Annotated in this window: 8 protein-coding genes; 6 read left to right on the top strand and 2 right to left on the bottom strand. The window is 48.8% G+C overall.

Annotated elements, in window-relative coordinates; genetic code table 11:
• Positions 1-8 precede the first annotated feature (8 nt).
• On the bottom strand, positions 9-875 hold the full coding sequence (locus tag B0B12_RS04735) for a DUF2911 domain-containing protein (protein WP_076666311.1): 867 nt from the start codon (positions 873-875) through the stop codon (positions 9-11).
• A gap of 504 nt (positions 876-1,379) precedes the next feature.
• Here B0B12_RS04735 and B0B12_RS04730 point away from each other — a divergent pair.
• The 5 genes from B0B12_RS04730 (at position 1,380) to hisB (ending at position 9,758) form a co-directional block, all read left to right on the top strand.
• Positions 1,380-5,105, top strand: a complete 3,726-nt coding sequence (locus B0B12_RS04730; RefSeq protein ID WP_083704078.1) for an MBG domain-containing protein — start codon at positions 1,380-1,382, stop codon at positions 5,103-5,105.
• A gap of 360 nt (positions 5,106-5,465) precedes the next feature.
• Positions 5,466-6,317, top strand: coding sequence for an ATP phosphoribosyltransferase (hisG, locus tag B0B12_RS04725; RefSeq protein ID WP_076666309.1), 852 nt, complete (start codon positions 5,466-5,468; stop codon positions 6,315-6,317).
• Complete coding sequence (gene hisD, locus B0B12_RS04720; RefSeq protein ID WP_076667679.1) at positions 6,317-7,606, top strand: histidinol dehydrogenase; 1,290 nt, start codon at positions 6,317-6,319, stop codon at positions 7,604-7,606. Before hisG ends, hisD begins: the two co-directional genes overlap by 1 nt.
• Positions 7,599-8,642, top strand: coding sequence for a histidinol-phosphate transaminase (gene hisC, locus B0B12_RS04715; protein ID WP_076666308.1), 1,044 nt, complete (start codon positions 7,599-7,601; stop codon positions 8,640-8,642). Before hisD ends, hisC begins: the two co-directional genes overlap by 8 nt.
• 21 nt (positions 8,643-8,663) lie before the next feature.
• Positions 8,664-9,758 (top strand): bifunctional histidinol-phosphatase/imidazoleglycerol-phosphate dehydratase HisB, encoded by a 1,095-nt coding sequence (gene hisB / locus B0B12_RS04710; RefSeq protein ID WP_076666307.1) that lies wholly within the window; start codon positions 8,664-8,666, stop codon positions 9,756-9,758.
• 83 nt (positions 9,759-9,841) lie between these two features.
• Here hisB and B0B12_RS04705 read toward each other — a convergent pair whose 3' ends face one another.
• Positions 9,842-10,225 (bottom strand): hypothetical protein, encoded by a 384-nt coding sequence (locus tag B0B12_RS04705; RefSeq protein ID WP_244554595.1) that lies wholly within the window; start codon positions 10,223-10,225, stop codon positions 9,842-9,844.
• A gap of 596 nt (positions 10,226-10,821) precedes the next feature.
• Here B0B12_RS04705 and B0B12_RS04700 point away from each other — a divergent pair.
• Positions 10,822-12,231: an anthranilate synthase component I family protein gene (locus B0B12_RS04700; protein ID WP_076667677.1), complete on the top strand. Its 1,410-nt coding sequence runs from the start codon at positions 10,822-10,824 to the stop codon at positions 12,229-12,231.
• The last annotated feature ends 1 nt before the right edge of the window (position 12,232 follow it).

The following is a 12,232-nucleotide window of genomic DNA, read 5'->3' as shown; positions in this document are numbered from 1 at the left end:
TACCTGTTTTACCTACGCTTTTTCCATTCGTTATAGGCCGATTCAATTTCGCGCGCATAGGTCTGGTAGCTTTCCGGTTCCTTTGGTCCTAACTGCATGGCTTTTGCAGTCAGGTTAGCTGCTACCTGGTACTCCCTATTTAGCGCGTATAGTCTGGCTTTCACCCAGTTGTTGTAGAAATTCTCTTTAATCGCAATCGACTTGTTGATGTATTCCAGAGCTTTATCATGCTGGTCTTTGCGGGAGGTCAGGTAATCAGCAGCCTGTGCCCAGGTATACCAGTCGTCCGGAGCCGCTTCTTTCAAAGCCTTTTGGATATTAGCGAGCGCCTTCTTTTCAATTTCAGTCTCGATGCGGATGGATACCTTGGAGTTTTCCCAAGTCAGGTTTAGTGTGCCCGTGTTGGTACTGATGTCACTGAATGCAAATTGCAGCGTTTCCTGGAAAGGGATCTTGGTAGGCGTTACCCGTAGATAAGCCACGTCGTTCAATTCACTATAGCCTTCCAAACCCCAGAGCGTCGTGTCTTTATTCAACACAATATTCCATTCCGTTTCATTTTCGGGCAGGATGAAGAAAGAATAAGTGCCCGCCGGTACACGCTCGTGGTTCAGGAAAAGATCATCTTCAAAGGTAATCAAAGTAGCCTCGTTGGCACCGGCGCGCCACAGTTTGCCATAGGGCACCAGCGATCCGAAGATCGGACGACCCTTTACACCCGGCGCATGGTAGCGCACCGTTATCTCAGTTAATCCAATAGTCTGTTTTACCATAGCGGCAGGGCTGGCCTGCGGCAATTTAATCTGAGCGGCAGCTTGCTGACTAAGCGCCAAGCAAAAAAACAGGGCCAATAAACTGAGCAGATACTTCTTCATGATCTATATACGTGTGATATGTCGTTGGTAGTATAGGCGGTTATTGAAAAAACTATGCCAAAGAAAGCACAGCTATATATCAAATTTCTGATACAAAGTTAGCTAAAAATAGTACTGATAAAAAAGATGATTTCGTGATAACATGACATAAACCGGCATTTTGAGCAAATAATTGGATGAAAAGCACGCTAACAAAGGATAGACTATTGTTGAGATATTGTAATCTGTAAAAATAACTTAAAAATTTGTTTGAATAGTATAACCATTTTACTGTATTTTTGTATAATGATACTATAAATTTAAACTTTAGTAATTTGCTTGAGTTCTTCTACCCAGAGCATCTTGTACTCCGGCTGCCGAGCAGGCCGCAGGGTATGATTTGCTCTTTTCTATTTTAGGCCAGGTATAATCAAACTTTTTTATTCTACAGTTGCGCTCTGAGCGGTTGCCGAGAGCGAGTTCAAAATGTAAACCCTTTATTTATAACCCTTTTACTACAGATTTATGAATGTGAAACTTTTACTAAAACATTTTTCAAAGTGGCGGCTGCTTTATGTAGTCACGTTGCTGGCTACGCTGTCCTTTGCAGGCGTAAGCGCCTTAGATAATTATGAGCCGACGGTTGTATCGGATAAGGATGATTACTCACCTGGGCAAACCGCTATTATTGAAGGTTTTGGTTGGGTGCAGGATTCCCTAGTCGATGTTCATTTTAACGAAGATCCTGCTCATGATCATCACCACGGTTATCATGATACAAAAGTGGATAAAAATGGATATTGGAAAATTGAGTATCCAATTGAAGAGAGACACTTAGGGGTAACCTTTACTGTTGAGGTAAAAGGTAAGCAAACCGGTAAAATAGCAACTACAACATTTACTGACGCAGGGATAAGTTCGGTTAAAGTTTTAAATGGGACAAATTTTTGTATTGGGAAACCAATTTCTGTGGAATTTGAAAAAGTTGCTGCACAGAACAATGGAGTTAGAGGACAATTCGTAGCGGGTGCTACTTTTATTGCTGAGCTTACTAATTTTAATGGAACAATGGTTCTTGGTAAAATTGGAGAGTTAACAGACAACGATGGGGGGAATGGAATACTTACAATAAATGGTGTAGTACCATCGGTAATTGCAGGGGCGAATTATAGAGTTAGGGTTAGATCCATAAATCCAGAAACTAATTCTCCACTCAATAATGTAAATATCATAATCAATCCGGCGCCTATTGCTCCAACAGCTTCAAGCAACAGTCCAGTTAATGTGGACGAAACATTAAGACTATCAGCCTCTTTAGTAGCTGGAGCCACTTATTCTTGGACTGGCCCCAATAGTTTTACTTCAACAGCACAGAATCCAACTATAACAAATGTCAATTCAGCAGCTAGCGGAACTTACTCGGTAACTGCGACTGTGAATGGTTGTACTAGTGTTGCGGGTACAGTTGAAGTTGAAATCAATACTATAAAACCTACAGCTCTTTCATTAGGTACTGCTATAGGTACATACGGTGGAACTACTTCACTTTCTGCTACCCTCAAATCAGAAACCACTAACCTTAGTGGGAAAGACATTAGCTTTAATTTGAATGGCGAGTCAGTTGGTACTGCTACAACGGATGCTAATGGAGTTGCCGTTTTAAATAATGTTAGCCTAAGTGGTATTAACGCAGGAGAACACACTAATGCTGTTACCGCAATGTTTGGAGGTGATGCTACTTACAGTGAAAGTAGCAACACTGCCAACCTATCTGTAAATAAAGCCGATCAAACAATCACTTGGAATAATCCTGCTTACATTACTTATGGTACTGCACTTTCAGCAACACAATTGAGCGCCTCGGCACTGGAGAATGCTGTTTTGACTTACTCGCCGTCAGCGGGTATAGTCCTCAATGCTGGTAATAATCAAACTATTACTGTAACAGCAGCCGAAACAAATAATTACAAAACAGCAACAGCTACTGTTAAGATTAATGTCACTAAAGCAACACCGTCCGTTTCGTTGGAAGTTGGTGGACCTTATACCTATGACGGAGCGGGAAAATCGGTTACTATTGCCCAGGTAACTGGTGTCAATGGTGCTGACCTGGGCGCTGCAATTGTCACATATAAGCAGAGTGAAACAACTGTGGTGTCTCCAGTTAACGCTGGTTCTTACGATGTGCTGGCTGCGTTTACCGGAAACGACAACTATGAGGAAGCTACTGTAAAAGGCACACTGGTAATCAACAAGGCGGCGGCCATTGTTAGCGTGGAAGGCAAGACAGTTACTTATGACGGCGAAGAGCACGGCGCTTCAGGTTCGGCGAAAGGCGTGAAGGGCGAGAGCCTTGCCGGCCTCGACCTAGGCGGCACGTTCACCAACGCCCCTGGCGGCACGGCCAACTGGAGCTTCACCGACGCGACCGGCAACTACGAAGACCAGAGCGGCACTGCCTCGATTGTGATCAACAAGGCGGCGGCCATTGTTAGCGTGGAAGGCAAGACAGTTACTTATGACGGCGAAGAGCACGGCGCTTCAGGTTCGGCGAAAGGCGTGAAGGGCGAGAGCCTTGCCGGCCTCGACCTAGGCGGCACGTTCACCAACGCCCCTGGCGGCACGGCCAACTGGAGCTTCACCGACGCGACCGGCAACTACGAAGACCAGAGCGGCACTGCCTCGATTGTGATCAACAAGGCGGCCATCACTGTTACGGCCAATTCAAAAAGCAAGACCTATGGAGATGTGGATCCTGTTTTAACTTATACTATCACGACTGGCTCACTTGTTGGAAATGATGCCTTCTTTGGCTCTCTGAACAGAGCTGTCGGCGAAAACGTAGGCTCGTATGCGATTGCGAAAGGCTCTCTTGCCCTGAGCGATAACTATACCCTGACTTACAATGGCGCCAACCTGAGCATCACACCGCTGAGTGTCACTGTGACAGCAGAAGCGAAGCAGAAATACTGCGGTCAAGCAGATCCTACTCTAACTTTCGGATCGAGCCCTGCTGTAGGTGCTGCTTTGGCAAATGGTGCTGAGATTAGCTTCGCAGGTTCTCTATCCAGAACTAGGGGCGAGATTGTAGGATCCTATGTCATCGGCCAGGGTACTCTGACTAATAGTAACTTTGCCATCACTTATGTATCAGCAAACCTCGATATTCTAGGTATATCGGTTGATGCAAGTGCGAGCAGCAGACCTGTTGCATTGAATACGACTTCTGCAGTTTTATCAGCAACTGTGACTGCCGGTACTGCTTATATTAGTGGTGTTCCGGTGACTTTTACTGTTACTAATGAAGCAGGAGCTATTGTACATACTAATACTACAGAGACGGGTGCGTCAGGTGTTGCAACTGGTGAAGTTCCAAGTTCAGTTTTGAAACTAGGCGTTTACAAGGTAGCAGTTACAGCAGGGGAAGGCTGTTCTTCTTCAGAAGCCTACATCCCTGTGTTCGATGCCAGCGGCAGCTTTGTAACTGGTGGTGGTTGGATCGAGTCTCCCAAAGGTGCGATGCCTTTAGATCCTGATGCAATTGGCAAAGCAAACTTCGGTTTTGTATCCAAATACAAGAAAGGCAGCAGTCAGGTAGACGGTAATACTGAGTTCCAGTTCAGCGCCGGCAACGTGAACTTCAAGAGCACAATGCACGAGTCTGGTTCACTTGTGATTGCCGGTGGTAAAGCAACTTACCGTGGTACTGGTACTGTAAATGGACAGACTGGCTTTAAGTTTACCATAGTTGCAATTGACGGTGACACGAAAGGTACCCCTAATGCCGACAGATTCAGAATCAAGATCTTGGACAGCAAAAACCAAGTAGTATATGACAACCAAATCGGCAAAGCTGAAAATGGAGACGATGCGACTATCCTGGGCAACAGTGGCACAGGCGGTGGCTCTATCGTGATCCATGAAGCGAAAGAGCTTACAGCCAGCAACGGCAAAAAACTCGAAACAGCTGACCAACTGGAAGGCTTGTCTTCTGCCCGCTTCGACAACTATCCAAATGCGTTCTCTGACCGCACGACGATTCGCTTCGCATTCGATACGGAAGAGCAGTTTGCACTGGAGGTATACGATGTGAGAGGTTCGTTGATCAAAAAGGTAGCAACCGGCAAGGCTGAGGCCGGACAGGTGTACGAGTACGAACTGGATGCCCGCAACCTGGCTGAAGGCGTATACATTGCCCGCCTGATCACTGGTTCTAAAGCGCAGAGCATTAAGATGATCCTGAAAAAGTAACCTGACGCTTTCGGGGTCTTTTGGCCCTTCACTAAAAAGGCACCTGTCGTAACTGACGGGTGCCTTTTTAGTGAAGGGCCAAATTATGTGCTGCCCAAAACATTATTGGCTCAGGTTTGTATATACCAAAATCAACTGTACCTTTGCGTCAGCAGATGAACAAAACCACGCTAAATAGCATTCTTTTCACTTCTACGGCAGCGCCTGTTGCCTGTGGTTCTGCTGCGCATCATCATTTCCATCATTCCTCGTAAGAGGAATCATACTACTATATAGCCCCCTGTAGGGTCTTGCACCCTTTTTACACTTTGCCTTCAGCAAGGTTTTTGTCGTTATACCTGTTTAATCTACTCAAATTATATGCTACGATTAGCAATCCAGAAGTCTGGCCGACTGAGCGAAGACTCGCTCAAACTGATCCGCGAGTGCGGCATCTCCTTTATTACCAGCTCACTTAAACTTAAAACCGAATCAACCAATTTTCCGCTCGAGATCCTATACCTGCGCGACGATGATATACCCGGCTATGTGGCCGACGGTGTGGCCGACATTGGCATTGTAGGCGAAAATGTGCTGGTAGAGGAAGGGATGCAGCGACTGGCTGTCGAGCAGCTGGGTTTTTCGAAATGCCGCCTGTCATTGGCTGTTCCGAAAGGCGACAGCTACGAGCATATCAGCGACCTGCAAGGCAAGAATATTGCCACATCCTACCCAAAACTGCTCCAGACCTACCTCGATGAGAAAGGCGTTGATGCCAACATCCATACTATCAGCGGCTCTGTCGAGATCGCGCCCAGCATTGGTCTGGCAGATGCCATCTGCGATATTGTAAGCTCTGGCAGCACACTCATAAGCAACGGGCTAAGGGAAGTAGAGCGTGTGTTTAGTTCGCAGGCTGTGCTAATTGCCAACGAGGGACTGGATGCAGAAAAGCGCAGGGTGCTGGACAAACTTTTGTTCCGTATCCATGCGGTGCAGCGGGCCCAAAAGGCGAAGTATATTCTGCTCAATGCTCCGAACGAAAAGATCGAGGAAATCAGTCAGTTGTTGCCTGGTGCCAAGTCGCCGTCCATTTTGCCGCTTGCCGAGAAGGGCTGGAGCTCGCTGCACTCGGTGGTGAACGAGGATGATTTTTGGGAAATCATCGAGAAGCTGAAAGAAGCAGGTGCGCAAGGCATTTTGGTGGTACCCATAGAAAAGATGATTGTATGATGCGCAAGATCGAATACCCAGGTATAGCGGAGTGGCCCGAGCTGGTAAAACGGCCTACACAAAACTTTGAAGATCTAGAGGCAGGTATAGCACAGACTTTCCAGCTAGTGCGGGTGCAGGGAGATGCAGCGTTGAGAGAATTGGCTCAGAAATACGACGGTGCGCAATTAGAAAATTTGCTCGCTTCCCCTGAAGAACTGGCAGTGGCAGAGTCTCTACTTTCGGAAGAACTAAAGCAGGCTATTTTGCAAACCTACAGCAATATACAGTTATTTCACGCACAGCAGGCGGAGCAATCCAAGCCGGTGGAAACCATGCCCGGCGTGACCTGCTGGCGCAAGAGCGTACCGATTGACAGCGTAGGACTTTACATACCTGGCGGCACAGCGCCGCTCTTCTCGACCCTCCTGATGCTGGGGGTGCCGGCTCGACTAGCAGGGTGTCCGGAAGTGGTGCTTTGCACGCCGCCTGCCAAAGATGGCTCCGTTCACCCGGCCATCCTTTATACAGCCACGTTGCTAGGTATAGCGAAAGTAGTGAAAGCTGGTGGCGCGCAAGCTATAGCCGCCATGGCTTTCGGCACGGAGAGCGTACCGGCTGTGAACAAGATCTTTGGCCCGGGTAACCAATACGTGACCGTGGCCAAACAGATGCTCAGCAAAACAGGCGTTGCTATCGACCTGCCTGCCGGTCCTTCGGAAGTGCTCGTGATCGCGGATGACTCGGCCAACCCTGCTTTCGTGGCAGCCGACTTGCTCTCGCAGGCGGAACATGGCGCTGATTCGCAGGTCGTGCTGTTGACCAACTCAGCCGAGGTGCTAAGCCAGGTAGAGAAGGAGCTGCAAGCGCAACTGGAGCTGCTGCCACGTAAAGGTTTTGCTGCAAAGGCTTTATCGAACAGTATAGGTGTAGTGCTGCTCAGTGTAGAGGAGATGATAGCTTTCTCGAACCTGTACGCACCGGAGCACCTGATCCTGTCGATCAGCAATTTTGAGGAAGTGCTAGACAAGATCACCAATGCGGGCTCCGTGTTCCTGGGTAACTACAGCCCGGAGTCAGCCGGCGACTACGCCTCGGGCACCAACCATACCTTGCCTACCAATGGCTATGCCCGCGCCTACAGTGGCGTGTCGCTCGATAGTTTTGTCAAAAAGATCACGTTCCAGCACATCACACCGGCAGGATTGCAGAACATCGGGAAGACGATCGAGGTAATGGCTGCCGCAGAAGGCCTGGAAGCACACAAGAATGCCGTCACTATCAGACTGAAGGAGGTGAAAAATGTTTAACCTGGAAAGTATTGTACGCCCGAACGTTCGCAACATGAAAGCCTATTCATCGGCCCGCGATGAGTTTAAAGGCACCGCGAGCGTCTTCATAGACGCAAACGAAAATAATGTGGGCAGTCTGGCTGGAGCTGGTTACAACCGTTATCCGGATCCGCATCAAAAAAAGCTAAAGGAGAAGATCGCAGGTATAAAAGGAGTGAGGCCTTCCCAGATTTTCCTGGGAAACGGCTCTGATGAAGCCATCGATCTGGTCTACCGGATGGTTTGCCGACCGGGACAGGACAGCATGCTGCACCTGCCGCCAACATACGGCATGTATGAAGTGTCAGCCAATCTGAATGAAGTGCAGCTGGACGCCGTGCAACTGACACCGGAGTTTCAGGTTCCGGTGCTGGAAGTATTGCGCCAGGTAAAGGTCACAACCAAGCTGATCTTCATCTGCTCGCCCAACAACCCAACCGGTAACCTGATCAAAGCGGAAAGCATTGAAACCCTGCTGGATAATTTCGATGGCCTGGTGGTGGTTGACGAAGCCTATATCGATTTTGCCGATGCACCGAGTTGGACTACTCGCCTGGAAGAGTATCCGAACCTGGTTGTTTTGCAGACCTTCTCCAAAGCTTGGGGCATGGCCGGTTTGCGGATAGGTATGGCCTTTGCCTCCGAAGAGATTATTGCGCTGCTCGACAAGATAAAACCGCCTTATAACATTAATGAAGCTACCCAGGAACTGGCCCTCCAGGCGCTGGAGCAAACAGAGCAGCTGGCTTATATGATCGAGGAAATCGTGCAGGAAAGGGAAATGCTGGTGCAAGCCCTTCCGACCCTGGATGCTGTGCTGAAGGTATACCCATCGGATGCCAACTTCCTGCTCGTGAAGGTAAAAGACGCCAATGGCCTGTACAACCACCTGCTGGAGCATGGCATTGTGGTCCGTAACCGATCCAGTCTGCCGGGTTGTGAGGGCTGCCTGCGCATATCGGTTGGCACCACAGAAGAAAATCAACAGCTATTTCAGGCTATAGCTGAGTTTTAATTTTGTAGCACGATATAAAAAATGAAAAAAGCATTATTCATAGACCGGGACGGCACCATACTGGTAGAGCCGAAAACCGATTTTCAGGTGGACTCTTTTGAGAAGTTTGAGTTCCTGCCCAAAGTAATTCGTAATCTGTACAGAATTTACAACGAGCTGGATTACGAACTCGTGATGGTAACCAACCAGGACGGACTCGGCACTGATTCATACCCGGAGCACACCTTCTGGCCCTACCAGAATAAGATGCTCGATATCCTGAAAGGAGAAGGCATCACATTCGACGATATTCTAATTGATCGCAGCTTTGAGCATGAAGGGCTTGAGACCAGAAAGCCAGGTATAGGCATGATGAAAAAATACCTGTCAGGAGAATATGATCTGGGCAACTCTTATGTGATTGGAGACAGGCTAACGGATGTACAACTGGCTAAAAACCTGGGTGCCCAAGCGATCTTTATCGGGGAGAACGTGGTGGAGGATGCCGCCCTGAGCACCAACGACTGGGATGAGATCTATACCTTCCTGAAACTGCCTGCCCGTCGCGCTTCTATCAGACGCCAGACAAGCGAGACCGATATAGCAATCGACCTGAACCTGGATGGTACCGGGCAGATGAATATCCATACCGGACTCGGATTCTTCGACCACATGCTGGAGCAGCTCGCCAAGCACGGCAAACTGGACCTCAGCATACAGGTAAAAGGCGACCTGCACATCGACGAGCATCATACCATCGAAGATACGGGACTTGCCCTCGGCGAAGCCTTCCTGGCAGCGCTTGGCGATAAGAAAGGCATCAGTCGCTATGGTTTCCTGCTGCCGATGGATGACGTGCTGGCCCAAGTGGCCCTGGACTTTAGCGGAAGGCCCTGGACGGTGTGGGAAGCTGAGTTCAAGCGCGAGAAGGTGGGCGACATGCCAACCGAAATGTTCTTCCATTTCTTCAAGTCGTTCAACGACGCGGCAAAGTGTAACCTCAACGTGAAAGCCGAAGGGCAGAATGAGCACCACAAGATCGAGGCGATTTTCAAGGCGTTTGCCAAAGCGATTCAGATGGCGGTGAAGCGAAATCCGGAGGACAACTCTATACCTAGCACGAAAGGGACTTTGTAAATAGCACTATCTAGAATTAAGAAGGGGTTGCCTGAATAGTTACAGGCAACCCCTTTTCTGGTTGTTAAAGCGGTTGGTTGATTTCAGAAGCTGCGCAACCAGTCGCTAGCCGCCGTGATTTCATCAAAAGTTCGTATAAAGCTGGGGTCTTCAGTGCAACTGAGTGTCTTGTCAGCTGAAAGCCGACTAAAAACGCTGGGAGAGTACACCCACGCAAAACACTCCAGCCCGGCAGCCTGCATTCTGGGAAGCCAGTCCTGACCCACCCATCTCGAAGCGCCTGACCAAATGCCCTCCACGTTGGTGTTGTCGTTGAGTACTTTAGTGCAATTTAATTCCAGTAGTATCTCCAGTATCTTTTCACAGCCGGCCACCACCGTGTCGTAATTCTGGTAACCGCGCCAGTTCACATAAATCCATCCCTCCGAGTGGTTAAATTCAATCAGAATATTGCTTTGCCTATGCAAAATTTCGTTCCTAACCAATTTCATAAGTTCATTTCAGATACATCCAGCCTTAACCTTGCTCGCTCGCATAGCTTTTATGCTGAGCCATTGAAGCAGGATAAATACATCCAAGTGGAATAGGTATTGCTCAAAAACCAGACCCAATCAGTACAAGGTTGGTAAAATGAGCCAAATAGCTGGCAAACAAGGTTTAATCAATAGGGCGCTCGTTATTGTTTGTTCAAAATATTCCCAATTATGGAATGCCTTCTCCCAAAATCTGGCGCCCTGTTACTTTACAGATTAGGGTCATCTTTCGTTATGAAAAGACAGGTATAGATTGGCACACCTGCTTAAATAAATTTTCGAAAGAATTTGCATTCCACGGTTTAGCCTTTACCTTTGCAAAACAGGACTTCAATTTTTGTCCCTGTTTTAGAAAGCACATGATCCAAAATCTTCTTCATACTGCATGGTGGTGGCACGTTACGCAAAGTATCGTGAACAGACCCGCTATGTTAGATATAAGAAGCTAATACAATCTATAGCCAAAGGTATAAAAGCCTGCTGTTCACTTGAATGGCAGGTTTTTTTATTTTCTACCCCTTTTCAAACTGATGAAGAACTACAAGATTCACACCGTCTACAAACGCTTGCTGGCCGACACGCTCACGCCGGTAAGTGTATACCTGAAACTGCGCGACCGTTTCCCGAACAGCATTCTGCTCGAGAGCTCGGACTACCACGGTGCAGAAAACAGCTTCTCCTATATCTGCTGCAGTCCAATGGCCAGCATTAAGGCAGAGGACGAGGTACTGACGGAGGTATACCCGGATGGTCACACCAGCCAAACGCCTATCACCCGTGACACGGATGTGCCGGCCTTGCTGTCGGCCTTTGCGGGCAGGTTTGAGCCGGAGGAGACGCACTTCAGCTTTATCAGCAACGGTTTGTTTGGCTATATGAACTACGATGCGGTGCGCTACTACGAAGACGTGCAGATCAGCCTGCGCCCGGACCGCCAGCAGATGCCGGACCTGTATTATGCCGTCTACCGCTACATCATCGCTATCAACCACTTCACGAACGAAGCTTATCTCTTCTCCCATACCTGTGGTGAGCCTGATCAGGATGGCATCACGCAGCTCGAGGCTTTGCTCAACAGCCGCAACATTCCGAGCTATACCTTTAAGGCAGTGGGTGAAGAGGCCTGCAACATCAGCCGGGAAGGGTTTCTGCAGAATATTAAAAAGGCCAAAGAACACTGCTTCCGGGGGGATGTATTCCAGTTGGTACTGTCCCGCCGCTTCGAGCAGGCTTTCCAGGGAGACGAGTTTAACGTATACCGTTCGCTGCGCTCTGTCAATCCATCGCCCTACCTGTTCTACTTCGACTATGGCAGCTTCAAAATTTTCGGCTCCTCGCCAGAAGCGCAGCTGGTGATCAAAAACGGCAAGGCCAGTATTTTCCCGATTGCGGGCACCTTCCGAAGAACGGGCGAAGATGCCGCCGATGCCGCCCTGGCTGAAAAGCTGCTCGCCGACCCGAAGGAAAACGCGGAGCATGTGATGCTCGTGGACCTGGCCCGCAACGATTTGAGCCGCAACGGGCATAGTGTGGAGGTAGAGACCTTCCGGGAGATCCAGTTTTACTCCCACGTCATTCACCTGGTATCTAAGGTATCCGGGCAGCTGAACAAGCCGGAAGATGCCTTGCGGATGGTAGCCAGCACCTTTCCAGCCGGTACACTCTCCGGCGCGCCCAAGCACAAGGCCATGCAACTGATCGACCGCTACGAGACGACTAACCGCTCTTTCTACGGCGGCTGCATCGGCTTCATGGACTTTAAAGGCAACTTCAACAGCGCCATCATGATCCGATCCTTCCTGAGCAAAGACTACAAACTATTCTACCAGGCGGGTGCTGGTATCGTGGCCGCCTCCGACGACGAGAGCGAGCTGCAGGAAGTGGACAATAAACTAATGGCTTTGCGCAAAGCCCTCACCTTAGCACAGGAGATTAATTAAG

The sequence above is a fragment of the Pontibacter indicus genome (genome assembly GCF_900156345.1).
Classification (GTDB): Bacteria; Bacteroidota; Bacteroidia; order Cytophagales; family Hymenobacteraceae; genus Pontibacter; species Pontibacter indicus.
Note: the sequence above shows the minus strand (reverse complement) of the source record. Positions and strands in the feature narration are given on the sequence as shown.